This is a genomic window from Candidatus Hydrogenedentota bacterium, from assembly GCA_035416745.1.
Taxonomy (GTDB): domain Bacteria; phylum Hydrogenedentota; class Hydrogenedentia; order Hydrogenedentales; family SLHB01; genus UBA2224.
In genome coordinates, this window is record DAOLNV010000041.1 from 1 (window position 1) to 23,285 (window position 23,285).

24 protein-coding genes and 1 riboswitch are annotated in these 23,285 nt (G+C 60.5%); of the genes, 21 read left to right on the plus strand and 3 right to left on the minus strand.

Annotation, left to right across the window (positions count from 1 at the left end):
• The first annotated feature begins 204 nt into the window (after positions 1–204).
• Positions 205–294, plus strand: a riboswitch (ZMP/ZTP riboswitch).
• A 62-nt stretch (positions 295–356) separates the two neighbouring features.
• The 21 genes from gcvT (at position 357) to PLJ71_13175 (ending at position 19,781) form a co-directional block, all read left to right on the plus strand.
• On the plus strand, positions 357–1,424 hold the full coding sequence (gene gcvT / locus PLJ71_13075; GenBank protein HQM49613.1) for a glycine cleavage system aminomethyltransferase GcvT: 1,068 nt from the start codon (positions 357–359) through the stop codon (positions 1,422–1,424).
• Positions 1,425–1,437: 13 nt separating this feature from the next.
• Complete coding sequence (gene gcvH / locus PLJ71_13080) at positions 1,438–1,830, plus strand: glycine cleavage system protein GcvH (GenBank protein HQM49614.1); 393 nt, start codon at positions 1,438–1,440, stop codon at positions 1,828–1,830.
• On the plus strand, positions 1,827–3,110 hold the full coding sequence (gene gcvPA / locus PLJ71_13085; GenBank protein ID HQM49615.1) for an aminomethyl-transferring glycine dehydrogenase subunit GcvPA: 1,284 nt from the start codon (positions 1,827–1,829) through the stop codon (positions 3,108–3,110). The genes gcvH and gcvPA overlap by 4 nt, the downstream gene beginning before the upstream one ends.
• Positions 3,111–3,135: 25 nt before the next feature.
• A complete protein-coding gene (gene gcvPB, locus PLJ71_13090) occupies positions 3,136–4,569 on the plus strand; it encodes an aminomethyl-transferring glycine dehydrogenase subunit GcvPB (protein ID HQM49616.1) in 1,434 nt (477 codons plus the stop codon).
• Positions 4,547–5,302 (plus strand): lipoate--protein ligase family protein, encoded by a 756-nt coding sequence (locus tag PLJ71_13095; GenBank protein HQM49617.1) that lies wholly within the window; start codon positions 4,547–4,549, stop codon positions 5,300–5,302. The genes gcvPB and PLJ71_13095 overlap by 23 nt, the downstream gene beginning before the upstream one ends.
• 236 nt (positions 5,303–5,538) lie before the next feature.
• Positions 5,539–6,306, plus strand: coding sequence for a hypothetical protein (locus PLJ71_13100; protein HQM49618.1), 768 nt, complete (start codon positions 5,539–5,541; stop codon positions 6,304–6,306).
• Between the two features lie 12 nt (positions 6,307–6,318).
• On the plus strand, positions 6,319–6,735 hold the full coding sequence (locus tag PLJ71_13105) for a hypothetical protein (protein ID HQM49619.1): 417 nt from the start codon (positions 6,319–6,321) through the stop codon (positions 6,733–6,735).
• Positions 6,736–6,841: 106 nt separating this feature from the next.
• Complete coding sequence (locus PLJ71_13110; protein ID HQM49620.1) at positions 6,842–6,997, plus strand: hypothetical protein; 156 nt, start codon at positions 6,842–6,844, stop codon at positions 6,995–6,997.
• 107 nt (positions 6,998–7,104) lie between these two features.
• Positions 7,105–8,334 carry an N-acetylmuramoyl-L-alanine amidase gene (locus PLJ71_13115; protein ID HQM49621.1) on the plus strand — a complete coding sequence of 410 codons (1,230 nt, stop codon included), beginning with the start codon at positions 7,105–7,107 and terminating at the stop codon, positions 8,332–8,334.
• A complete protein-coding gene (locus PLJ71_13120) occupies positions 8,331–9,014 on the plus strand; it encodes a GerMN domain-containing protein (protein ID HQM49622.1) in 684 nt (227 codons plus the stop codon). Before PLJ71_13115 ends, PLJ71_13120 begins: the two co-directional genes overlap by 4 nt.
• Positions 9,007–9,810 carry a glutamate racemase gene (gene murI, locus PLJ71_13125; protein HQM49623.1) on the plus strand — a complete coding sequence of 268 codons (804 nt, stop codon included), beginning with the start codon at positions 9,007–9,009 and terminating at the stop codon, positions 9,808–9,810. The genes PLJ71_13120 and murI overlap by 8 nt, the downstream gene beginning before the upstream one ends.
• Positions 9,810–11,462 carry a divergent polysaccharide deacetylase family protein gene (locus PLJ71_13130; GenBank protein HQM49624.1) on the plus strand — a complete coding sequence of 551 codons (1,653 nt, stop codon included), beginning with the start codon at positions 9,810–9,812 and terminating at the stop codon, positions 11,460–11,462. The genes murI and PLJ71_13130 overlap by 1 nt, the downstream gene beginning before the upstream one ends.
• Positions 11,459–12,442: a tRNA (adenosine(37)-N6)-threonylcarbamoyltransferase complex transferase subunit TsaD gene (gene tsaD / locus PLJ71_13135; GenBank protein HQM49625.1), complete on the plus strand. Its 984-nt coding sequence runs from the start codon at positions 11,459–11,461 to the stop codon at positions 12,440–12,442. Before PLJ71_13130 ends, tsaD begins: the two co-directional genes overlap by 4 nt.
• A 94-nt stretch (positions 12,443–12,536) precedes the next feature.
• Positions 12,537–13,604 carry a PilT/PilU family type 4a pilus ATPase gene (locus PLJ71_13140; protein HQM49626.1) on the plus strand — a complete coding sequence of 356 codons (1,068 nt, stop codon included), beginning with the start codon at positions 12,537–12,539 and terminating at the stop codon, positions 13,602–13,604.
• A gap of 4 nt (positions 13,605–13,608) precedes the next feature.
• Positions 13,609–15,795, plus strand: coding sequence for a GH92 family glycosyl hydrolase (locus PLJ71_13145; GenBank protein HQM49627.1), 2,187 nt, complete (start codon positions 13,609–13,611; stop codon positions 15,793–15,795).
• A 71-nt stretch (positions 15,796–15,866) separates the two neighbouring features.
• Positions 15,867–16,736, plus strand: coding sequence for a hypothetical protein (locus PLJ71_13150; protein ID HQM49628.1), 870 nt, complete (start codon positions 15,867–15,869; stop codon positions 16,734–16,736).
• The gene (locus tag PLJ71_13155; GenBank protein ID HQM49629.1) at positions 16,733–16,882 is read left to right on the plus strand and encodes a hypothetical protein; all 150 of its coding nucleotides are present in this window, start codon (positions 16,733–16,735) and stop codon (positions 16,880–16,882) included. Before PLJ71_13150 ends, PLJ71_13155 begins: the two co-directional genes overlap by 4 nt.
• 22 nt (positions 16,883–16,904) lie before the next feature.
• Positions 16,905–17,090 carry a hypothetical protein gene (locus PLJ71_13160; protein ID HQM49630.1) on the plus strand — a complete coding sequence of 62 codons (186 nt, stop codon included), beginning with the start codon at positions 16,905–16,907 and terminating at the stop codon, positions 17,088–17,090.
• 214 nt (positions 17,091–17,304) lie between these two features.
• Positions 17,305–18,501 (plus strand): hypothetical protein, encoded by a 1,197-nt coding sequence (locus PLJ71_13165; protein ID HQM49631.1) that lies wholly within the window; start codon positions 17,305–17,307, stop codon positions 18,499–18,501.
• A 77-nt stretch (positions 18,502–18,578) separates the two neighbouring features.
• The gene (locus tag PLJ71_13170) at positions 18,579–18,935 is read left to right on the plus strand and encodes a DUF488 domain-containing protein (protein ID HQM49632.1); all 357 of its coding nucleotides are present in this window, start codon (positions 18,579–18,581) and stop codon (positions 18,933–18,935) included.
• A gap of 24 nt (positions 18,936–18,959) precedes the next feature.
• Positions 18,960–19,781 carry a glycerophosphodiester phosphodiesterase family protein gene (locus PLJ71_13175; protein ID HQM49633.1) on the plus strand — a complete coding sequence of 274 codons (822 nt, stop codon included), beginning with the start codon at positions 18,960–18,962 and terminating at the stop codon, positions 19,779–19,781.
• Positions 19,782–19,835: 54 nt separating this feature from the next.
• Here the strand turns inward: PLJ71_13175 and PLJ71_13180 are convergent, their stop codons facing one another.
• From PLJ71_13180 to PLJ71_13190, 3 genes are all read right to left on the minus strand, one after another.
• Positions 19,836–21,755, minus strand: coding sequence for a DUF4097 family beta strand repeat-containing protein (locus PLJ71_13180; protein ID HQM49634.1), 1,920 nt, complete (start codon positions 21,753–21,755; stop codon positions 19,836–19,838).
• A 13-nt stretch (positions 21,756–21,768) separates the two neighbouring features.
• Positions 21,769–22,410 carry a hypothetical protein gene (locus PLJ71_13185; protein ID HQM49635.1) on the minus strand — a complete coding sequence of 214 codons (642 nt, stop codon included), beginning with the start codon at positions 22,408–22,410 and terminating at the stop codon, positions 21,769–21,771.
• A 67-nt stretch (positions 22,411–22,477) separates the two neighbouring features.
• Positions 22,478–23,149, minus strand: a complete 672-nt coding sequence (locus PLJ71_13190) for a sigma-70 family RNA polymerase sigma factor (protein HQM49636.1) — start codon at positions 23,147–23,149, stop codon at positions 22,478–22,480.
• Positions 23,150–23,285: the final 136 nt, after the last annotated feature.

The following is a 23,285-nucleotide window of genomic DNA, read 5'->3' on the forward strand; positions in this document are numbered from 1 at the left end:
AACGATGGCCCTTTTTGTCTACCCAAAATTTACAGACGCTATCTTACGCGACCGGCCATTGCACAGGCGCGGGACCTTTCCATGGTGACTTGGGCCTCATACGTATTGCCTTTCCGTTGGTGATCGAGGCAGATGCAGCCGTTCGGCTCCGCTCTGTTTCTTATTGACATCTCCGGCGCGGCGGTGGCAATGTGTACGCGTTCACAGGCCCGCCGTAACTGGCGATGCGACGTGGAAGGGACCACGGGGAAGCGGCGGGGACCGGGAATCGTGCCGCGCGCCTGGGCAACCGTGCCGGAGGAGTTTTCGCCGGTGCGGTCTTTACTCTACGGTTGACCACACAAAGGAGGCGCAGCATGCGCCAAACGCCCCTATTTGACGAACACAGGGCACTCGGCGGCAAAATCGTGGACTTCACCGGATGGGCGCTGCCAGTCCAATTTGCCGGCATCCTTAACGAACACGAACATACCCGTGCGAAAGCGTCCCTCTTCGATTGTTCCCACATGGGCGAGTTCTGCATCAAAGGCGAACGGGGTATTCAAGCCTATGACGCGCTCGTAACCATGAACGCGGCCGGCCTCGCGGTTGGCCGGGCGCGCTACGGTTTCCTGCTCACTGAGGGCGGCGGCATCATTGACGACCTTATTGCGATGCGTGTTGCCGAAGACGAACTGTTTGTGGTGACTAATGCGGGACCCTTGGAACGCGTCGCGACACTCTTTGCCGGGCGCGTTCCCGGTCTGAGAGACGTGTCAGACGAAACGGCGAAGATAGATATTCAAGGGCCGTTGTCTCGCGAAATTCTTGTGCGTATCGGCTTGCCGGTTGCTTCGGACCTCCGCTATTTCGGGTTGTTTCGGGCGGAGTGGGAGGGACACACGCTCCTTGTTTCCCGTACCGGCTATACCGGCGAGTTGGGATACGAGTTGTTCATGCCGAACGACCTCGCGGTGCATCTGTGGCGGACGCTTTTAAGACACCCGGACGTGGCCCCTGCGGGGCTCGGCGCGCGCGATACGCTCCGTCTCGAGATGGGGTACTCCTTGTCCGGCCAGGATTTCGACGATACGCGCAGTCCGCTCGAAGCAAGCCAAGAGGCTTTTGTCGATTGGAGCAAAGAGTTCACGGGCCGCGCGGCGCTCGAGAAACAGCGGGAAAGAGGGGCGTTTTCGGTGTTGACGGCCATCCGTGCGGACTCGCGCCGTGCGCCGCGCCACGGCTTCGAGGTGTACAAAGAAGATGACGCCGTGGGGTTGGTCACGAGCGGCACCTACGGGCCCTCCGTGGGTTGCGGGATAGGCCTGGCTTATCTTCCGCAGGAGCTGGCCAAGCCGGGCACGGCCCTGGCCACGGGCCCGCGGCGATTTGAAATCGAAACAACACAACTTCCCTTTTACAGAAACGGAACGTGCAGGAATTAAGGAGATAGCGGCCATGGATTTCCCCGAAGGACTCAGGTATACGCGCCAGCATGAATGGATTCGCGACGATGGCGCCAATGTATACACTGTCGGCATTACGGAGCACGCAACCGGGCAATTGGGCGACGTGACCTATGTCGAACTGCCCGAAGTGGGCATGGAACTCGACCAGGGCAAGGCCGCAGGCGCCGTGGAGTCGGTGAAGGCTGCAAGCGACGTCTACGCGCCCATCGGCGGCCACGTAAGCGAAGTCAACGGCGAACTCGAGAGCCGGCCGGAACTCGTCAACCAGAGCCCTTACGACGAAGGATGGTTCTTCAAGATCGCCGATGGAAATCTCCGTGACTTTAACAAGCTTATGGACGCGAAAGCCTATGCCCTGTACGTAGAGGGACTTGATGAATGAGTTTCATCCCTACTACTCAGGCTGAACAGGAAGACATGCTCGCGGCCATCGGGATTACCAGTATAGACGAGCTGTTCAGGAGCATTCCCGGCCATCTCCGGGCGAAATCATGGGATTTGCCCGAAGGGCTCTCCGAAATGGCTGTACGCGCCACGCTGGCGGGGATGGCCGCCCGGAACAACGGTTCCAACGTGTGCTTCCTGGGCGGCGGCTACTACGACCATTTTGTGCCGGCGGCGATCGACGCGCTCACCGCGCGCGGCGAGTTCGCGACCGCATACACCCCTTACCAGCCCGAGGCCGCCCAGGGAACGCTCCAGAGCATCTACGAGTATCAGTCCGCCATATGCCGGTTAACGGAAATGGACTTTGCCAACGCGTCGCTCTACGACGGGGGCACCGCGGTCTTCGAGGCCGCGGCCATGTCCGTGCGGGTTACGCACCGGTCCCGCATCGTGTGCCACGAGTCGCTCAATCCCTTCTACCGCCAGATACTCGCCACGCAGACCGCCAACCTCGGGCTCGAGTTTCGTGACGGCAGCGATCCCTCCGATGCGGCGTGTGTGATCGTCCAGAATCCATCGTTTCTTGGCGACATATGCGATTTCGCGCCGCTTGCCCGGCAATGCCATGATGCCGGGGCGCTGCTGGTAGTGTCCTTCTACCCGCTGTCATTGGGCCTTCTTAAGACTCCGGGCGCCATGGGCGCCGACATCGCCGTTGCCGAAGGGCAGAGTCTGGGCGTGCCGTTGAGTTTTGGCGGGCCCTATCTGGGAATTCTGGCCACGCGTAAGCAGCACATCCGCCGTATGCCCGGCCGGTTGGCCGCCGCCACCGAGGACGGCCAGGGCCGCCGCGGGTTCGTGTTGACTCTCCAGGCCCGCGAACAGCACATCCGCCGCGAGAAAGCCATGTCGAACATCTGCTCGAACGAGGCGCTCGTGGCGTTGCGCGCACTGATTTACCTGTGTCTTCTGGGCAAGCAAGGACTGCGCGAAGCAGCCACGCATTGTCACTCAAAAGCCGAGTACCTCAAGAAGCGCCTGGGTTTTCTCGAGTTCCTTAGCGAGCATCCCACGTTCAACGAGTTCGCCGTGCGGCTGCCGCGCAACGCCGAAGATGTCTGCGCCGATTTAGCCGGACGCGGCTTCTTGGCCGGCCTGCCGCTGCATGCTGTCGGAAAAGGAAAGGATACGGACCTTCTCATCGCGGTTACCGAAAAGCGGACCCGTGCGGAACTCGACGCGTTTGCAGACGCCCTCGCCCGGGCCTCCCGTTAACCGGTATCAGATATGGAGCCATTTCATGGAATTGATATTCGAGAAGTCACGCGAGGGTCGAAGAGCCATCATGTTCGGCGCCCTGGACGTGCCTGAAACGTCGCCTCCCGCTGAGTTGTGCCGCCAGGAACCCGCTGCATTGCCCGAAGTCAGCGAACTCGATGTCGTGCGGCACTTTTCGCGGTTGTCTCACCGCAATTTCGGCGTGGATACCCATTTTTACCCGTTGGGCTCGTGTACCATGAAATACAACCCGAAGTTGGCCGAAGCGGCGGCGGGGGAGCCCGGCTTTCTTTCGCTGCACCCCCATCTGGCATCGTCTCGGGCCATGTGGCCATTATGCCAGGGGGCGTTCGAGCTGATCTTCGAGCTCGAACGGCTGCTTGCGGAGATTGCGGGCATGCGCGAGGTCAGCCTGCAGCCCATTGCCGGAGCCCACGGCGAACTCACGGGCACGCTCCTGATCGCGGCGTATCATCGAGCGAGGGGCAACAAGAAAGACACGATCCTGGTACCCGACTCGGCCCACGGCACCAACCCTGCTAGCGCCGCGATAGCGGGGTTCAAGGTCGCGGAGGTCCCGTCCCTTCCGGACGGCACGCTTGACGTCGAGGCGTTAAAGGAGAAGCTGGACCAGTCCGTGGCGGGCGTCATGCTGACTTGTCCCAACACCCACGGCTTGTTCGAGCCCCGGGTCCACGAAATCGCCGCGCTAGCCCATGCCGCGGATGCGCTCATGTACTACGACGGCGCCAACCTCAACGCCATCATCGGCGAGTGCCGGCCCGGCGACCTTGGTTTCGATGTGATGCACTTCAACCTGCACAAGACCTTCGCCACGCCCCACGGCATGGGCGGCCCCGGCGCGGGCCCCGTCGGAGTCGGGGAAAAGCTTGTGGACTTCCTGCCGGGACCGCGCGTGGTACGCGAAGGAGACGCCTTCGGCCTGGCCATGCCGGAGAAGTCCATCGGAAAGGTGTCTCCTTTTTTTGGCAATTTCATGATTGGGGTGCGGGCATACGCCTATATCCTGCATCTGGGCTCGAACGGCTTGCGGGACGTCGCGCGCCATGCCGTTTTGAACGCCAACTACGTGAGTGCGCGGCTCAAAGAGGCTTTCGAGCCCGCTTTTGCAGGGCCGTTCATGCATGAATGCGTGTTTTCGGCCGCGCAGCAGGCCAGGCACGGAATCCGGGCGCTCGATTTCGCCAAAGCCCTTCTTGATCGGGGGTTTCATGCGCCTACCGTCTATTTCCCCCTGACGGTCAAGGAAAGCATGATGATCGAGCCCACGGAGACCGAATCCAAAGAAACCCTGGATGCATTCTGCGAGGCGCTGCTCGAGCTCGCCCGGATGGCGGAAGTGAATCCCGAGACTCTTCACGAAGCGCCCGTGTCTCTTCCCGTCGGCCGTCTTGACGAAGTGCGGGCCGCGCGTGAACTCAACTGCAGGGTCTAGCCCCGCCATGCGCGTGCTCGACCTCTCGTTTCACGCTCCCGCATCCAATCTCGCGCTGGACGAGGTGCTTCTCAATTCGGCCGAACGGGGCATTGCCGGGGAGAGCCTCCGTTTCTGGGAGAGCCCGGTCCCGTTCGTGGTCGTGGGCGTGTCGCAACGTATCCTCGCCGAAGTGCGTCACGAGGCTTGTGTCCGAGACGGGGTGCCTGTCTTGAGGCGTTGTTCGGCGGGGGGGTGCGTGTTGCAGGGGCCAGGCTCCCTGAACCTCAGTCTGGTCCTCTCCTATGATCGGCACCCCTCGCTCCGAAACATCCGTGATTCCTACTGCCATATTCTCGGCCGCCTCAGGGAGGCGCTTGAAACACGCGGGGTGCGAGCCTCGCTCGAGGGCATTTCAGACCTCGCCGTGGAGGGTCTGAAGGTTTCGGGCAACGCGCAGAAACGCCGGAAACACTTTTTTCTCCACCACGGCACGTTTCTGTACCACGTCGATTGGCAGTCCATGGGGCGTTACCTGCGCGAACCCCAAGAGCGGCCGGCCTACCGCGGCGCGCGGTCCCACAGCGCATTTGTGTCGACGCTGCCCCTGGGTCCTCACGAATTGCGTGGCGCTATACGCGACGCGTTCGAGGCCCATTCAGCCGACGTCGAGCCGCTGCCCATCGAATTTCTTGAAGTCCGGGAGATCGCCTCGCGCAAGTACAGTGAATATTCCTGGACCTACCGCCGATAACAGCGGATTCTTTGAGTTCACATCCTGAAAAACCCAGATTTCCGGCAAATATACGGTGGTGATTTCTTGACATTTCGCTCTTTTGCCGCATATTGTGTTATAGTTATTAGAGGTGATGTGTCGGTAGGCATCATCCAAGTACAAGGGGATGAAGGGGTTCGCCAAGGGTTGCCAGCAAAGCGACGCCCCCGTGCCGTGTGGATACGCGGGTAACCCTGTGGCCAAGACGTGAAAAGATGAGAATTGCAGCACCAAAGATCTGGCCACTGGTTGTGGCTGTCGGGACGGCTGCTGCCGCCGCTGGTGTGACGGTGTGGGCGGCTTACGCTGTCCGCGACCTGAATGCTGTTTCCATTGAGCGCATCCCTGCAATCGAGATGGGTTCCGAAGAATCCGCATTGGAAGAGATGTCCTCGGACACCGGCCAGACGCTTCTCGCGCTGAATCTCCAGGATACGTCGTTTGAACAATCGGTGGCTGAGGGCATGCTCGTTGTCCCGGATTCTCTGCCTGAATGCATCGCTATTCAGTATGCCCGGGCGCTTCAGGAGGGCCGCGCGGACGAGGTGATCCGCATGACGCACTGGATGCAGGAACGGTTGAAGCGGGTTCGGCTTCGCTCCAATGCGCCGGAGGAACTGGAAGCGGCGCGCGAGGAACTGCGCCGCGACATCCAGACACGCACGCTGGAAGGCAACCGGCTTCGCCGCGAAGGCGTGGAAGACAAGTATATCTTCAAGCCCGGCGCTACCTTCGAGGTCATCGGCGTGGATGCGCGCGAGGACGCACGCGGCGATGCCTTGGCGTGTCCTGTCAAGGAGCGTACGTGGCTCCGGGTTGTCTACCCTTCCCCGGTGACGGCGTTGCGGGATGAGGCCGGCCGCCCGGTCAGAAGTATTGTGGTGGGCGTGAATGTTTCCGCGGACGGGTATGTTTTGAAGGCGGGCATCCTCGGGAACATGGAAATTGGGAGCGGGGATGTTTCCGTGGATTGGGCGAATTAGGGGAGAGAGACCATGCCGCTAGCGAAGTGCCCACGATGTGAATGCATGTTCAACAAGACGACGGGCCCCGTGTGCCACAAATGCCAGGTTGATGAGGACGCGGATTACGAGACTTTGCGGCGGGCGCTCGAGGAGCATCCGACTCTAACGGCCCAACAGCTTGGCGAACTCACTGGGGTTGAATTGGCCTGCATCCTGCGCTTGCTTGACGAGGGGCGCATTGCCTCCACGCCCGAACTTGCTGCCAAAGCCGTTTGCGGCCGTTGCGGAGCGCCCGCCATCAGCTTGAGCAAACGCTTGTGCGAGGCATGCCTTCAGAAACTGAATGCGGAAGTCGCGAGGGCCCAGGCCAGTATTAAACTCGCCAAGAAGAAGAGAGTCGAGATTGGCACGAGCATGAATCTCCGGAGATGGCTTGACGACGACTGAAACCGCAAGTTGACCTGTTTGCTCGAACCGGTGGTATACTGCCTGTTGTAGGAGTAGGGCAGGCAGGACCGCAGGAGAATGGCTGTTTGCCACGGAGCCTTCTTCTATGACCACGCGTGATAAGATCGGGCTTGGGATTCTTATCGGCCTGTTTGTGGCGTTTAGTGTGTTCCTGGCGTTGACCACCAGAGGGTGGGGGGGGCATCATGCGCCCGAGGACAGCATCTTTGTCCGGCAGCGCGTGATCAATCTCAACAAATAGCGGGTTGCGGACGGAACCGCGCGCGCGTGTCTGGTATCAAACAGGTGTGGTTGTGGATTCTCGCTTTTCTGCGGAAACCTTCCCGGCATAGAGGAGTACAAGGGCTGTTGTTCAATGCCAGATATTTACGGGGCGAGGCGGTATCGAGCGTCGCGCTCTTTGTGGTTGTGGCCGCGGTATTCGCCGGCGCCCTGCATAGGGCTCCGGACGTGTTCGCTGCGCAGAAGGCGGTCACAAGTATCACCTTCAAAGCGCCGGTGGCCAATGCAACGCGGGAAGCGACCGTGGAACCGCGCACCATCGACGGTGTCGCGTATGTGCCCGTTAACGCCGTTCTTCAGCAGTTCGGCGGAGGCGCAACCGTTCTTGCGGAACGCGTCGAGCTCGACTTCCTCGGTAAGAGCGCCTGGGTGCGTCTGGACAACAACAGCGTCAATGCCTCGCTTAAGGAATTTCAGTTGAGCCACAACATCCTCCGTGATAACAGGGATATTCTCATGGCTCTGGCCGATGTGGTGTCTTTCTTTGAAGATGCTTTCGGCGCGCGCGTCAGCTTCGAGGCGCCTGCAGCCGAGAAACCCCAGGAATCGATTAGCGAACCCGAGGCGGTCGTCATGCAAGACCTGTCTCTTCCCGGTGCGTCGGAACAGGTTCCGCTTGCGGATATCGATTCGCTCAGCACAAGGCAGCAGACAAGCGACACCCGGGTGGACCAAATCACGGTCGTCGCTATCGATGCGGGACACGGCGGTACCGATCCCGGCTGCCAGAGCTCCGCAATACAAGAAAAAGACCTCACCCTGGCGATCGCCCAACAGGCCGCCAGCCTGCTTCAGGCGTCGTTTGAGGGGCGGGCCATCCTCACGCGTTCGCAGGACGCAAGCCCGTCGTTGCAGGTCCGGGCCCGTCTCGCAAATGCCCAGAATGCCGACCTGATGATTAGTATCCATGCCGGCGCGAGCATGTCGCCCTCTGCCCATGGATTTGAACTGTTTGTGCCGCCTGACGCAAGGCTCAGCGCGGCTCTAGGCAACCCGGAAGTCCAAGCCAGAGGCGCAGCCAAACACGCTCCGGAGAGCGCGGCTATCGCGGAAGTGTTGGCGCGTAAACTTGCCGAAGCCACCGGCGCTGTTAACCGTGGGATACGGGTAACGCCCTGCCGCCTGTTCGATGAGGTCAATAGGGCTTGTCTCGTGGTCGAAGTTGGTTCCCTGACAAACCGTGAAGAGGCAACCAAGCTTGCCGACCAGGCCTATCAGACCAAAATCGCAGAGGCGATCGCGGATGCCGTGCGGACATGTGCCGGCCGCGTTTCCGAGAACGGAGCAACACCATGAAGGCCGAAGATCGCCAGCGTTTCCTGAAACAGGCTTTGCTGGGCCTTTGGGCCATGTTGACGGTCATCCTGGTTATGGCGCTCGCGCTGATTGTCTTCAACATGGTGCAGCAAGGCCAGAGCCCGTTTCCCGTGTTGCCGGCCGGCGCCCAGGCAAGCAGCGCCCAACCCGGCGCCGAGACTCCGGCGCTGTCAGAGACCCGTCGCGACGTTCCTTTGTTTTTCGCCTCGGAGGACGGACGGCTCCTGGTTCCCGAAATCCGGGTCCTGACCCTCGGGGAGGACACCATAGCCAACTATCACACCGCCCTTGATGCCTTGATCCAGGGGCCTGAGGGCATGTTTACTCCCGTGGCCGCTCCCGGCACGCGCGTCAAGGGGATCTTTGTGATGGAAGACGGCGAACTGATTGTCGACATGAGCATGGAGACCGTCTCCGGATTGCGCAAGCAGCCCAGCGTCTCGAGCGAAATGCTTTTTCTGCAAAGCATCGTCCACACCCTGTCAGCACCCGAACTGCTGGGTGCGGACGCCACCCCGGTGGCCAAAGTCCAGATTCTCATCGAAGGCGCGTCCGCCGAGGAATCTTTTAAGGACGCCCACTGCGACTGGGCAAGTCCGCTCGTTCGTGATCCGCACTGGCTTGCAGGTAACGAGCCCCTGGAACCCCAAAATGGCTGAGTCCGATGCGGCCATCGGTATTTTTGACTCCGGAGTGGGGGGGCTTACGGTCTTGGCGCGGGTGGCGGCGCGTCTGCCTGGCGAGTCCATCATCTACCTTGGCGATACCGCGCGCGTGCCGTACGGCACGAAATCCGGCGAAACGGTTCAACGCTATGCCGCGGGGTGCGCGGGGGTACTGCTCGAGCGGGGCGTCAAGATGCTCATAGTCGCCTGCAATACCGCGTCTGCCCACGCCCTGGAAACATTGCGCCATGACTTGGACGTGCCTGTAATCGGGGTCATCATGCCGGGAGCTCGTTCCGCGGTGGGCATTTCGCGCAACGGCCGTATTGGCGTTATCGGCACGGCCAGCACGATTGCGAGCCAGGCGTACGATGACGCGATTTCCGCGATGGCTCCCGGCGCGCGGGTGTTCTCAAAACCGTGCCCCCTGTTCGTGCCTCTTGCCGAAGAAGGCTGGGTGCACGGGCCCGTGCCGCGACAAGTGGCCGCCACCTACCTCGAAGAACTGCTTCAAAACGGCATCGATACTCTTGTGCTCGGCTGCACCCACTATCCATTGCTCAAGGACATCATCCAGGAGACTGTGGGTCCGGCCGTATCCCTTGTTGACAGCGCGGAGGCTACATCTCATGCCGTTGCGGACACCTTGGCGGGATTAGGCCTCGCCCGTGACTGTGATGCGCCGCCGGAGTATTCCTTCCTGGTGACGGACGCTCCGGAGAGCTTCGCGCGCGTGGGAGCGCGTTTCCTTGGCCGCGCCATCAGCCCGGTGGAATGGGTGGACGTGTGATGCCGGAGCCGTCACAGTTCCAAAACGGGGAGCCCGAATCGGTTAGCCGCCGCGTGCCGACATCCGCGTCCCGGTGGGGCATCTCGCTTGCGGGTCTGGCCGCCGTAGCCGTTTGCGCCGCCGCAAGCGTCATCCTCATACGTTTGTACATGATCTCGCGCCCGTTCAACATCAGCCCGCTGAACTCCGCCATGGCCAGCCATATCGAAGACCTGCTGGCGATGTGTCATCTGCCCGACTCGAGCGTCTTGCGCCATGACCCCGTCATCCGCCGCGACCAAGGCGCGACGTGGACTTTTTACGCGTTTGACGTGGGCGTTCCGGCCAACATGGCGGCCAACGGGGTGATAACAACACTCAAACAGGGCATGGCGCTTCAGAATGTCTCGATTGCCGAAGCCGAGGCGCCCTCCGCCTCAATCTCCGAACTGCGATTCTCCATGTTGAATCGCGAATTTGCTGTTGTGCGCATCATGGGCGGCGCGGAACGTTACGAGCTCCGGTCCGCATGCGACGAACTGGCTGATGGCGTGCGGACTGCGCTGGCCGCCGCTCCGGATGTCATTGATGTGGCGGAAACAGCCGTGGATGACCGGCAGGACGGCCCTGCCCGATGGCGTTCGCATACGCTGCACCTGAACGGCGGACCGAGTGTCAGCGCAATCGGCTTGCGCGAACTCCTGTCGGCGTCCCTGCTTGAAAACCGGGGGGATGCCGCGCCGGAGATTGCCTTCGAAACGGGACCGGGGGCGTTGCAGGTCTTCTGGCGGGGCCGTCCGGTTGTTCGCGTGGATATCGAGCAAGCCGCAAGCCTGTTTGTTCCTTCTGAACAAGACTTCGTGAAAGATCCCTGGCTGCTCTACCGGCAATCGCCGTTGGTGTTCCGCTGCTTGTACGGTTTCGACCCGGGCCCGTCCGATTTTGTGTTTGAGGCGCGGGGCTACCTGTCCGGCGGCGCGGCAAGCCCGTTACTGGAGACGGTTTCTGCCCAGGGCAGGCCGCGTGCCGCTATCATCGTAGACGACGGAGGCCATGGGGGGCTTGTTTCGGACGCCATCCTGACCATGGACCCTCGGCTGACCCTGGCGATCCTGCCAGGCACGCCGTTCGCGTCCGATATGGCCCAATCCGCTCTATCCCGCGGCTTTGAACTCTTGCTCCACATGCCTCTCGAGTCCGGGAATGGCAACAATGCGTATCCCGGGGAGCTTACGACGGCCATGGGCTCCGCGGAGATCGAGAGACGTCTGTTGGCTGCTCTCGATGAAATCCAGGGCGCCAAGGGCATGAACAACCACACTGGATCGAAGTTCACGGCCGACAAGGAGGCAATGAGGCGTCTTCTTCAAGAACTCAAAAAGCACGGCCTTTTCTTTGTAGACAGCCGCACCACGGCCGAGACGGTGGCCGAGAAAGTTGCCCGCGAGCTTGAGGTGCCCGTCGCGGCCCGTTCGGTGTTTCTGGACGAGGAAGCCGACCCCGGCTATATGCGCAACCAAATCGCTGCGTTGGCCGAGGCGGCCAGGACCGCTGGGAGCGCCATCGGGATTTGTCATTTCCGAAGCACCACGGCGGCCATGCTCCCCGAGATGGTGCGCTATCTGGAAACCCATGGCGTCAGCCTCGTGCACGTGTCGGAGTTGGTCCAATGATCCGTGTGCTGGGCATTGAAACGTCGTGCGATGAGACCGGGGCCGCCGTCGTCGAGGAGGGGAGGCGCATTCTGTCCAACGAGGTGGCTTCGCAGATTGCCGTGCACGCGGAGTTCGGCGGTGTGGTTCCGGAAATTGCGTCGCGGCAACATATCGTATGCATCTCGCAACTGGTCAACAAAGCCCTCGAGGACGCCGGGTGCACTGCCGGGGATATCGACGCGATCGCGGTAACGAACGGTCCAGGCCTGATGGGGTCTCTTCTCGTCGGTGTCTGCTTTGGCAAGTCGCTTGCATATGCGTGGCACAAGCCGTTCGTGCCCGTCCATCATATTGAAGGTCACATATTCTCTGTTTTCCTTGCGGATAACCCGCCGGCGTTTCCGTTTCTGACGCTGGTTGTCAGCGGGGGGCATACGTCGCTGATCTGGTGCGAACGGCCCCATAGCTACCGTCTCTTGGGGGCTACGCGCGACGATGCGGTAGGCGAATCGTTCGACAAGGTAGCCCGCCTGCTTGAGCTGCCGTATCCCGGAGGGCCGTCCATTCAGCGTGAAGCGGAAAAAGGCAATCCCGCCGCATGCGATTTTCCCCGCGCCATGACCCAGACCGAAACTCTGGACTTCAGTTTCAGCGGCCTGAAGACGGCGGTGCTCTACCGGCTGCGCGAGGGCGGAGTGTCGCGTGAAGACATAGCGGCCAGTTTTCAGGCTGCCGCGGTGGATACGCTGCTGCTCAAGACAAGACAGGCGATCGAGCAGACTGGAGCAAGCCGCTTGGTTCTTGCCGGAGGCGTTGCCGCAAATAAGCTTCTGCGCGCGCGCCTGGCATGTGAACTCGGGATCCCCGTGAGCATGCCCCCGTTTGAACTGTGTGTGGACAATGGCGCCATGATTGCCGCCGCCGGGTACTCCCGGTTCAAGCATGGTTTTCTGGGAAACACCTGGACGCGGCCCCACCCGGGATTGCCTCTTGTATAGAGCATATGGACGGGAAACATGGTATGCTTTAGGTGCCGTACATCGCCTGGGGGAGTGCCCACGAAACGCATTTTCAATGGAGGAGCGCCCGCAGATGAGACTTTACGATCTTCTACAGCAAGCCGTCGAAGCTAACGCCTCCGACCTGCACCTGAAAACGGATAACCCGCCCATTCTTCGAATCGACGGAGACTTGACCCGCCTGGAAGGTTCGTCACTCACCAAAGATGACATCATGAAAATGCTGGCCGAGATCGTTCCGGCGCAGGAGGTCGAGAAGTTCAAGAAAGTCAAGGAGTTAGACACTTCTTACATGCTCAAGGATATTGCACGGTTCCGTGTCAATGCCTGCTTTGACGACGGCGACCCGCGGCTCGTTTTCCGGACGATACCTCTTAATATCAAGGAAATCGATCAACTGGGGTTGCCGCCCATCTTGCACAAAGTGTGCCAACTCATGAACGGCCTGGTGCTGTTTACGGGAGTCACGGGGAGCGGCAAGTCCACCTCGCTTGCCGCCATGGTCGACGAAATCAATCGTACGCGGCCGGTCCATACAATCACCGTGGAAGACCCGATGGAATTTCTGCACCGGGACAAGATCGGCATTGTTACCCAGCGCGAAGTCGGCCAGGATACCCTCTCCTTCGCGAACGCGTTGCGCGGCGCGTTGCGCCAGGACCCTGACGTGATCCTTATCGGCGAGATGCGCGATGCCGAGACCGTGCGCACCGCGTTGTCTTCCGCGGAGACGGGCCACCTGGTGTTCTCGACGCTTCACACTGTCAATTCGGTGGAGACGCTCAACCGCATTATGGATTTCTTCGAACCCCATCAGCAGCCGCAGATTCGCAAACAACTAGCCAGCGTCATGCGGGCGATCTGCTCACAACGTCTGTTGCAGTCCGCGGAAGGATATGGCCGGTGCGTCGCGGCCGAGATTCTGGTGGGGAACCGCACAGTCCGCGAATACATCGAACAGGGAAAGAGTTTCAACGACATCACGAAATTGATCGAGGACGGTTACGAGCAGTATGGTATGCAGACCTTCGATCAGGCGCTATTCAATCTCTGGAAGGACAAGAAGATCGACGCGGAGACTGCCCTCGAGAATTCAACAAGCCCTCGAGATCTGAAGCTTCGTATGGAGGGATTCCGCTAAACCAATGGCTCCACCGCTCTCGGGGATTCTTCAGAAGGTCAATCCGTTTGTCGGAACGTCCGGCGATCGTGGCCAGATGTATCCGGGGGCTGAGATGCCATTTGGCCTGATCAAGCTTGCTCCCGACACGTATCCCGGGGCGCTTTCCGGCACGGCTCATTCGGGGTACGATTACGAAGACCGCTCGGTGGTCGGTTTCTCGCATCTGCGCTTCAGCGGGGTGGGCAATGCGGGGGTGGGCGGGAATGTCTCGGTCCTGCCCCTCGTGGCGCAGCCCGAAAGCCTGGAGCCCGGCGCGTACCGTCAGCCCTTCCGCAAAGAATCCGAGACCTGTTGCCCCGGGTACTACAGCCTTGTGCTCGAGTCCGGGATCAAAGCGGAACTGACCGCGTCTCATCATGTCGGCGTTCATCGCTATCTTTATCCCGAACGCGGCGACCCTACCCTGCTGATTGACTTATGCCGGGGATTCACGCCCGTCCGGGACGCGCACTGTGTGCTCGTGAACCCGACCGAGATCGCGGGAGAATTCACCGCCGAACAGATGAATGCCTGCGGTTGGTACCGTCTGTTCTTCTGGATTCGCTTCCAGCATCCCGCGTCCAGCATCGACCTGTATCCGCGCTACCGCAATGAAATGTCCGTGCGCGCCAATGTGCACGATGAAGGGTTGGTGGTCATCGCGCGTTTCAACCGCCGTCATACGCGGCCCCTGGGAATCAAGATCGGCTTCTCCGCCATCAGTGCCGCGCAGGCTCGCAGAAATATCGACCGTGAAGCCGCCGGCTGGCATTTCGAACTCGTACGGGAAATCGCGCAGGATGCGTGGGACACGATCCTCCGCCGGCTACAGGTAAGCGGGCAGGATGAGCACGAACGTCTGCTTCATAGCTTTGTTTACCGCTCATGCCTGTCGCCCTTCCAAATGACCGACAGCCTCGCTTGTTATATGGGCGATGATGGGGAAGTGCACCGGCCCCCCAGGGACCGTGTCTTCTACCACGGGTGGTCCATGTGGGATACGTACCGCACCAAATTCCCCCTGCTTGCCCTCATAACACCGGAACTCATGCCAAATATGATGTTGTCGTTGGCCGAGACGCTCGATTTCCGTCTCGGTTTTCTTCCGGGCGAGGAGCTGTTTGACTGTCACGGCTACGCCCCAGTGCCGAACGTTCGTATGGAACTGTCGAACGTGGTGCTTCTCGACAGCCACTTGAAGGACGTTGGGAGTCCGGAGCCTGAGGCGGCTTTCAACGTGATGCGCGCCATCGCCGACATGGAGTTTGCCGGGGACCGGGATCGGTTGGGATATGTGCCGCGCCGTCCCGACATCACCTGCCAATACGCCTATGACAACTGGGCGGTGCTGGCCATGGCGGAAGCGCTGGGCAAGAGCCAGGAACGCCATCCCTACTACGAGCGAAGCCGCTATTACCGAAACGTATGGGATAAATCGCTCCGATTCTTTCGCGCGCGCGACGAGAAAGGCGAGTGGCTGGATTTTCCCAAAGACCCTTCTGTCATCGAAGAGAAGTATGTCTATGAGGGATCCATGTGGCACTGGCGCTGGGCCGTGGTACACGATGTCCCCGGTCTGATCGAACTGTATGGAGGAAGCGAACGGTTCATCAGGGAGCTGGATTACTTCTTTGCGCACGACCTCCACAACCATGGCAACCAACCCGGCATCCATGCGCCGTGGATGTTTGCCGCGGCGGGGACGCCCTGGCTCAGCCAGCGCTGGGTGCGGCGCATACTGACCGAACCGATGCGCCATTGTTACGGCACCCACAACGCCCTGCCCGGACCCTACGAAGGCCCGGCCTTTCGCAACAGGCCCGACGGTCTTATCCCCGAAATGGACGATGATGACGGGTGTATGGCGGCATGGTATGTTCTCTCGAGCATCGGCCTCTTCCCCTTGTGCGTGGGCCGGCCGCTCTACCTCCTTGGCGCGCCGTTGTTCGAGGAAATGACCCTGGAAACCGCCGCCGGAACACAATTCCGCATAGTGTGCCGCGAGTGGGGGCCCGACGCGTGGTATGTTCACGCCGCCAAACTCAACGGGAAAACCGTTTCGGCCCCTTGGCTGAGTCATGAACAAGTCGTTTCGGGCGGAATCCTTGAACTGACGCTCGGTGACAAGCCCAGTCATGGTTGGGGCGCCGTTGCAAAGAGTCCCTGGTGAGCATGGCTCCGTTGACTCTCCGTCGCTTGCCAACTTAGACTTCTTTCATGGAAATGATGTCGCTGTGTTTGATGGCTGTGGTTGCTGCGTCCGGGAACCTGCTCGTGAATCCCGGATTCGAGGCTGTCATTGGCAACATACCTGTACGGTGGGACCTTTTTGTCATGGCTCAGGAAGGGAGCTATGGCGAGGCTGACGAGAATGTCCACAATGAAGGCCGCCGCTCCGTCAAATTGCACAACGAAACGGCTTACGAAAAGGAACCGGCCAACAACTGGAGCCAGAGCATCACCACCAATCTGCGCAACAAGGAATTGCGAGTGAAGGGTTGGATCAAGACCGAGGCCGCCACCGAGGCCGCCCTGTGGCTGCAATGTTTTCAGCGCAGTCCCCTTCGCATACTCGCCTTCAACTCGACCGGAAACGCTACACCCGTTTATGGCGATACCGACTGGACCGAGGTCGAGATGCAGGTTCCCGTGCCGAACGAAACCGACTTCGTCATGCTCCGCTGCGTACTGCTCGGCGAAGGAACCGCGTGGTTCGACGGCGTATCCGTCGAGGATGTGCTCCAGACCAAGGCCGGCAGCATCTTTGAGACGGCGAAGCCCGCGGAGAAAGCCCAAATGCCGGCGCCGGCAGCGAGAGCGGAACATCCGGCTTCAGCGAAAGAAAATGCCTCTCTCGAGGAACTGCGGGCTTCCCGTCAAGCGTTGACCGAAGCGAACCGCACGCTTCGGGAACTCAACACCTCTCTCCTCGCGCAGATAAGCGCGCTCCAGGCGGAAGTGCAGCGCTTGCGGGACGAGATTCAGGCCGTGCGGCTTCAAGAGCCGGGAGAAAGCCGGCAGACGCCCCGCGCGTCCGGCCATTCCTGGCCCGACCTTCCCGTGCCTCCCCTCGTTCCTTACACGGGACAGATGAAAGAGGATTATCCATGAATATCGTACTTATCATATCGGTCCTTGTAGGGTTGACGGCGGCCGGATTTGTGTGGTTCGGCTGGGACCTGCTCGAGGCGTTCTCGGGCCGCTCCGTGGCGGTCCCGAAGAAAGAGGACCCTGAAGAGCCGGAAGACTCGAAGTGAATGCCCCGAACGGAGATGTCTGATGCCGCCCAATAGACAGAAGCGGCCTTACCTCGGCGTTCTCTTCAAATGTTGCCATGTCTATATGCGCATCTACCTCAACGCTGCCGGCACCGCATTCGCGGGTTTCTGCCCCAAGTGCGGCGCAAAGCTTGAAATCAAGGCTGCTAAAGGCGGCAGCAAAGCCCGTTTCTGGACCGCGGAGTGAGTGCAGGGAAGAACCATTTCGCGCAATCGCGTTGCGGACACGGCGCCTGCTCGCGGCCTCTGCTGGTTTCTCCGGCGTGTGGAACCGGCTTTTCAAGAATACCAGTCTGGTTGTGGGCAAGGGCCGCGCCAGGGAATATTCTCAGCGATTGGGATTGTCTCTCCTCATTGGTTATCATCGTAGCCTTCGAATAGCTTGATGTGAAAAGGAATCCATGATGAATACGCATGCGGTCTTGTTCGGAATCATGGTAGTGAGCGGTCTGGCGGCTTTTGCTGAAGGGTCTTATGAAGCCCTCGTGCTTCCTGCCGAGCACAGAATCTTGACCGATCCGCAAACGGGCGCGGAATTGACCTTCCTGACAACTGCCGAAAGCACGGACACAAACCTGTATTTCCACGACCGCTCGTGGCTTTCCGACGGGTCGATGATTCTGTTCGTTTCCAACCGCGAGCACGGGGGGGTGATGGGGTACATTGCCGCGACTGGCGAACTGGTGAGTTTCACGACGGCGGATGGCGCACTGGGCGGCGCGACAGCGGCCCTCACGGGACGCCGCTTCTACGCGATGCGCGGCAACCACGTGTTGGAAGTCTCTGTGGAAATCACCGTGCCTGACAACCCGTCAGCAAAGCCTTCGGAAGTTGCGGTCACCGAGCGCATGATCTGCCAGTTGCCCTCGGTCGTGCCCAACACGGCGTTGAACGAGAGCTGCGACGGGAAACGCTTGAGCCTTGGGGTGCGCGGGGCTGACACGGGGGATAAGCCGGCTATCCTTATCATCGAGGTTGAAAGCGGGGCCAGCCGCGAGTTGTACCGTTTTGACGATCCGAATGCGTATCAGGTGCACGTCCAATGGAGCCGGACGGCTCCTCATGTGCTGAGTTACGCGGGCGCGCCACAGCGGCTCATGCTTATCGACATCCGGGAGGGCATTCCGAGGAACCCTTACAAAGCGTGGCCGGACGAACTGGTGACCCACGAGTCGTGGTGGGTGAAGGATCAGATGTTGTTTTGCGGCGGCGTGCATCCGAAACCCACCGAAGACGCCCACGTCAAACTGCTCGACACGCATACGGGCGAGGTCCGCATCATCGGCGAAGGCGCGTGGTGGCCCGAGGGCAGTGACGCGGAAATCGCCAAACACAACTGGTGGCACGCGTCCGGCAGTGAGGACGGCCGCTGGGTCGCCGCCGACAACTGGCACGGCGACATCATGGTATTCGAGGGGAAAACCAGCCGTCCGCGGCTGCTTACGGCCGGCCACCGCACCTACGGCACGGGCGAGCATCCTCATGTTGGGTGGGACCGCGCAGGGAGACAGGTTATCTTTACGTCGCACATGCTGGGCTCCCCAGACGTGTGCGTGGCGACGCTACCCGAGGCATGGCAGCAGGCTCTACCGGAGTGACCGGACACGAAGCGGGCGCGCCGAAGGGCATGCTGCTTTTCCTCACCAGGACATGACCGGGCAAAAGGAGATGAGCCATGAGCATTGGGGTACGACGCGTCTACGACAAACCTGCTGGAAGCGACGGTTACCGGGTGCTGATTGACCGCGTTTGGCCGCGCGGCGTCTCGAAAAAGGACGCGAAGCTGGACGCATGGAACAAGGACGTCGCTCCCAGCACCGAACTTCGCAAATGGTTCGGCCATGATCCCGCCAAATGGGAGGAGTTCAAGAAGCGCTATAAACTGGAGCTGTCCAGCAACCGGCAGGCGTTTGCTTTGCTTCTCGAAAAAGCGCGCACGGAACGTGTAACCCTGGTGTTTGGCTCAAAAGATGAGATACACAGCAACGCCGCCGTCTTACGCGAATACCTCGAGCAGGAATTGGCGAAATAGGCGGCGCTTGGATTGGAGCATGGTATGCGCCGGGAAGCACTGCTACTCGCGGGGGCGTTTTTGACTGTCGCAGCAGGCACGGACAAGACTTTCCTCACCAACGGTGTGACGGCCCATCGCGGAAACGCGGCCGAGTATCCGGAAAACACGCTGCCGGCATTCGAGAGCGCGCTGAAACTCGGCGCGGATTGGATTGAACTGGACGTCTACCGCACCAAAGACGGCAAGCTGGCTGTCATCCATGATGCGGATACGGCGCGGGTTGGCGACCGGACGGTCACGGTTGCGGAAGTGACGTATGACGAACTGGCAACGGTCGATGTCGCGCACGCGTTTCGCACAGAGCATGAGTTATCGGCTGAGGCGTGTCCTCCGCAGCGCGCGCCTTTGCTGGAGGAAGTGTTGAAGCTCATCACGGCGCAGCATCGCACGCGCGTGAGCATCCAGCCCAAACACCCCATCGTTGACGAGGCGGTCGAGCTAGTGAAGCGCATGAAGGCCAAGGCCTGGGTAGGCTTCAACGACGGAGACCTGAACAAGATGAAGCGCGTGAAGGAGCTGGAGTCCTCCCTGCACGTGTTCTGGGACTGGTCACGGGGTTTTGAATTGGCGCGCGACCTTGACATCGCCCGGCAATGTGGTTTCGAGAGTATCGTGGTCCATCACGAAGCGCTTACAGAAGACGTTGTCAAGGCAATCAAGGACGCAGCTCTCGAACCAGGCGCGTGGACTGTGAATGACGCGGAACGCATGCGCCAGTTGCAGGCAATGGGCGTGTTCCGTTTCTATACGGACTGTCCCCGCTGCGCTTTGGAGGTGACAGGCATCGGGTTGCCCGGGAAATGAGGCGATATCCTGCGGCGTCGAACGTGGGAGAGGGCCGTGGAATCCCAACTCTTTTCAGTCGATGATAACGTTACCCTCGCTGGTTTGAAGCTTGACGGTATATTGACCCTGGTTCAATCGGCCCGCGAATTTCCGGACGTTGCCCTCGATGCTGCCCTGAAGCGGAAACGCCCCGCAATGCACTTCCCCTCCGGCGGTTTCCACGTAGAACGAGGCATCGGAGCCTTGGGCCACGACAATGCTGATATCGCCCCGTTCAGTGGAGACGTCGTAATTGCCCTGGATCCCGTCTCCGAGGGCGATAATGCGCACATCGCCGCCGTGCTGGCGGATGGTCACAGGGCCCAGGGGCGCATCGGCGACCGTCTTGCCCTCCGTACAGGTAATCTGCTGCGGCCCGGCGATTGAGCGTGTCGTCACCGTGCCTTTCGTCGCGGTTATGGTTACGGCCCCGCCGCAATCCAAAGCCTGGATGTCGCCGCCCTGGTTGGCGATCTCTGCCGGTCCCGTGCATTTCTCGGCCACGGCGCGCCCTTGCGTCTGAACGATATTCATCGGACCGCTAAACTCGCGCACAATTGTGTCGCCGTTCTGAGCGCGCAAGGTCAGGGGGGCCGTGCGCGGGGCGCGGACCAGCAGGTCAACCCGGTAGTATGAGCACCCCAAGGCAGTCATATCGTCCCGGGCCGTTGTGCGCACGTGTATGCGGTTATCGAGTCTCTCGACGCCGACGCCCAGGGCTTCGAGTGCCGCCGGAGCGTTTTCGGTGGACTGGAGCAGCACGTGTTTCCGGGCCATGACCTGCACTTCCTGGTCGTCCGTACCCTCGACGCGCACAGTGCCCACGATGGCGTCTACGGCAATTTCCATGCCCGGTTCGTACGCCGAGGCCTTCTCGACCACGCTTTCGAAGAGCTTCGCGTCTTCCGGCGTTGGATTGTCGAATTCCGTGCGCCCCTCCTGCACGATGAGGATCTCGTCGAACGAGGTCCTCAGCGCTACGCGCCGCTTCGATTCGACGTTCTGGTTACGGCCGTACGCCAAATCGCCCACGACGTTCTGCTCGAGCGGAATATGCGAGCGTAACGTTCCGAAAAGCACTTCGCACTGAAGATCGGGGGCGTCAAACTCCGAGACGTACATATGAATCGGGCCGTTTGCGTTCGTAATGTCCACGTTGGCTTCCGGACCCAGTTTGCGGAGAATCACGGAACCCATGAAATTGGTTGCCCGGAGGTTTCCGGAGACATTGCTGAACTCGGCTTGGCAGCCCAGAAGCTCGAACGTTCCGCCTTTGGCGAGACCATAGGCCTGGAGCGCCTCGCCACGGGCACGCACGTTGACCTCGCCCCCGATATTGTGTAACTCCACGACGCCGTATGCCGAATCAACGGCTACATTACCGCCCACGCCCTGAAGCAAGGTGTCTCCAAAATGATTGCGGCACACCATGTTCGCGTCGCGCGGGACGGTCAACACGTAATTGACCTCGACGCGGGTGCGTCCCATTTCGCGGGTATCCGGCAAGACTGTGCGAATGCTCAGGCCGCTCTCGCGGGGCGTCACGCTGATGTCGATGGACCGGCCAATCTGATGGGCCAGTTCCGCTGTTTCGGCGCCTACCGAAATATCGGCGTTGACCTGAACCACCTGCTCGGCCCAGGAGTTCACGCGAATCTCCCCGAATTCATTGTCGATGATGATGGTTGCGCGCGAACGGACCGGGAACAGTTCCTCGAACGGATAGGATGCCGCTCCCGGCATGGGGCCCGTATTGAAATCACGCCACGGCCCGAAAGGCGGCTTCACAATCTCTTCGCTGCGCTTCCCCATCTGTTGGAGGGAACCCGCGATGGACTCGAAAATGTCGCCCACGCGTCCGACAAGATCGTCCTCGGCGGCACAGGCTTGTCCGCATACAAAAAAAAGGGTCAAGAGCGCGATCTTGACCTGTGTCCAGCGGGGTTTGTACATTGCTCGCGGCCGTTTACCGGCCTTGTTCCACGTAGAGCGTCCTCAATGCCTGTGCCTCACGTTCCAGGTTGGCTGTGGCGAGACGGCTTGCGCGGGCGCAGCCCGGATTGCGTTTCAACGCCGCCAGCGCCGCCGTCCGATCAGCATGCAACGCCAGGACCATGTGCCGGTGCTGGCGTTCCCACAGGCTTGCCGGGGCGTCGGATTGCGCGTTAACCGCCGAGGCGAGACTCTGTATCTCGGACGCCTTGCGTTGCAGTTCTTCCGGAGAGGGTATGGGAGGGGGCCCCGCGATAAGGCTGGTTCCCGGCGTTGCCGCTGTGAACTGGTCTGTCGCAGGCTCACCAAGAGCGGCGGAAAACACCCATGCCGCCACAATGATAACGCTCGCGGCGCAAGTCAGGCCCTTCGCCAGGACGAAAGCCGTGTGCAGGAAGCGGCCTTTCTTCTTGCCAGCGGTACGCAGCTGGCGCGCCTGCGCGAGAATCTGTTCCGAGGAACCGGGCGCGCATTCGAGCGCTGGGGCCGAGGCCAGGAAGGCGAATGATTCCCGCAGCGCCTCCACCTCTGCCTTGCAGGCCCGGCACGATGCAACGTGCCCGCCGATACGGGCCGAGAGCGGCTTGCCGTCCACGAGGGCTTCGGCATAATGCATCAATTCATGTCTTGCAGGATGCCCAAACATAACCGTTTATTCAGCTAGACCAGGCTGCTCCTTCGTCCTAAAGGTATTCCCTAAACTTTGCCAACAGCGGTCTCAGCGCACGCTCCGCGCGCACCACGCGGGATTTTGCCGTTCCAACGGGCACGCCCGTTACCTCCGAAATCTCGTCGTACGAGAGGTCCTGGAAGCGGTGAAGCACGAATACCTCGCGCTGGTGTTCCGGCAAACGCCGCAACGCCTCGTTTACCGCTTCCGACACTTCGCCTCGCTGGAACGAGGTCAGCACATCGGCCTTTTCATCCTCGAAATGCTCCAGCGCATTAAATTCCTCGTCCTTGCTCCAATTGAACAACGAGGACATGCTGAAGAACTTCGGCCGCCGCTTCCGGCGCAACCATTCTTTCGACACGATGTTTGACGCGATCGTGTACAGGTAGGTGGTGAATTTTGCCGTGGGCTGATAGCGCTCGGCGTTCTTCACCAACGCCAGAAACACTTCCTGCGTCAACTCTTCCGCGATTTGCCGGTTTTGCACCATCCGGAAGATGTAATTCATCACCCCCCGCTGATGCCTCTTGAGCAATTCCGCGAACGCATCCTCAGACCCTTCGCCGTACGCCAGCATCACGTCTTCGTCGGAGCGCTCCGCTAAGGGAAAGCCTTCCCGTCCGATGACCCTAAGCCCAACCTGCGGAGGGGCTTGCCAAGTCTTCTGGAGGGCCTCGGCCATCGCGTCGTTACTTCCTTCGTTGTGACCGTTGTCTGACATCGCAATATATGCCTATATCCTTAAAAAGGTTCCACTTATCTTCCCAAAACACACGCCTATTATACACACATCATGCGGCTGTCACAAACGTGTGCGG

Bases quoted from the DNA above. Each gene is read 5' to 3' on its own strand.
- gcvT (HQM49613.1), top strand. From the start codon at position 357: ATGCGCCAAACGCCCCTATTTGACGAACACAGGGCACTCGGCGGCAAA.
- gcvH (HQM49614.1), top strand. From the start codon at position 1,438: ATGGATTTCCCCGAAGGACTCAGGTATACGCGCCAGCATGAATGGATT.
- gcvPA (HQM49615.1), top strand. From the start codon at position 1,827: ATGAGTTTCATCCCTACTACTCAGGCTGAACAGGAAGACATGCTCGCG.
- gcvPB (HQM49616.1), top strand. From the start codon at position 3,136: ATGGAATTGATATTCGAGAAGTCACGCGAGGGTCGAAGAGCCATCATG.
- PLJ71_13100 (HQM49618.1), top strand. From the start codon at position 5,539: ATGAGAATTGCAGCACCAAAGATCTGGCCACTGGTTGTGGCTGTCGGG.
- PLJ71_13105 (HQM49619.1), top strand. From the start codon at position 6,319: ATGCCGCTAGCGAAGTGCCCACGATGTGAATGCATGTTCAACAAGACG.
- PLJ71_13110 (HQM49620.1), top strand. From the start codon at position 6,842: ATGACCACGCGTGATAAGATCGGGCTTGGGATTCTTATCGGCCTGTTT.
- PLJ71_13120 (HQM49622.1), top strand. From the start codon at position 8,331: ATGAAGGCCGAAGATCGCCAGCGTTTCCTGAAACAGGCTTTGCTGGGC.
- murI (HQM49623.1), top strand. From the start codon at position 9,007: ATGGCTGAGTCCGATGCGGCCATCGGTATTTTTGACTCCGGAGTGGGG.
- PLJ71_13130 (HQM49624.1), top strand. From the start codon at position 9,810: ATGCCGGAGCCGTCACAGTTCCAAAACGGGGAGCCCGAATCGGTTAGC.
- tsaD (HQM49625.1), top strand. From the start codon at position 11,459: ATGATCCGTGTGCTGGGCATTGAAACGTCGTGCGATGAGACCGGGGCC.
- PLJ71_13140 (HQM49626.1), top strand. From the start codon at position 12,537: ATGAGACTTTACGATCTTCTACAGCAAGCCGTCGAAGCTAACGCCTCC.
- PLJ71_13145 (HQM49627.1), top strand. From the start codon at position 13,609: ATGGCTCCACCGCTCTCGGGGATTCTTCAGAAGGTCAATCCGTTTGTC.
- PLJ71_13150 (HQM49628.1), top strand. From the start codon at position 15,867: ATGGCTGTGGTTGCTGCGTCCGGGAACCTGCTCGTGAATCCCGGATTC.
- PLJ71_13155 (HQM49629.1), top strand. From the start codon at position 16,733: ATGAATATCGTACTTATCATATCGGTCCTTGTAGGGTTGACGGCGGCC.
- PLJ71_13160 (HQM49630.1), top strand. From the start codon at position 16,905: ATGCCGCCCAATAGACAGAAGCGGCCTTACCTCGGCGTTCTCTTCAAA.
- PLJ71_13165 (HQM49631.1), top strand. From the start codon at position 17,305: ATGATGAATACGCATGCGGTCTTGTTCGGAATCATGGTAGTGAGCGGT.
- PLJ71_13170 (HQM49632.1), top strand. From the start codon at position 18,579: ATGAGCATTGGGGTACGACGCGTCTACGACAAACCTGCTGGAAGCGAC.
- PLJ71_13175 (HQM49633.1), top strand. From the start codon at position 18,960: ATGCGCCGGGAAGCACTGCTACTCGCGGGGGCGTTTTTGACTGTCGCA.
- PLJ71_13180 (HQM49634.1), bottom strand. From the start codon at position 21,755: ATGTACAAACCCCGCTGGACACAGGTCAAGATCGCGCTCTTGACCCTT.
- PLJ71_13185 (HQM49635.1), bottom strand. From the start codon at position 22,410: ATGCATTATGCCGAAGCCCTCGTGGACGGCAAGCCGCTCTCGGCCCGT.
- PLJ71_13190 (HQM49636.1), bottom strand. From the start codon at position 23,149: ATGGCCGAGGCCCTCCAGAAGACTTGGCAAGCCCCTCCGCAGGTTGGG.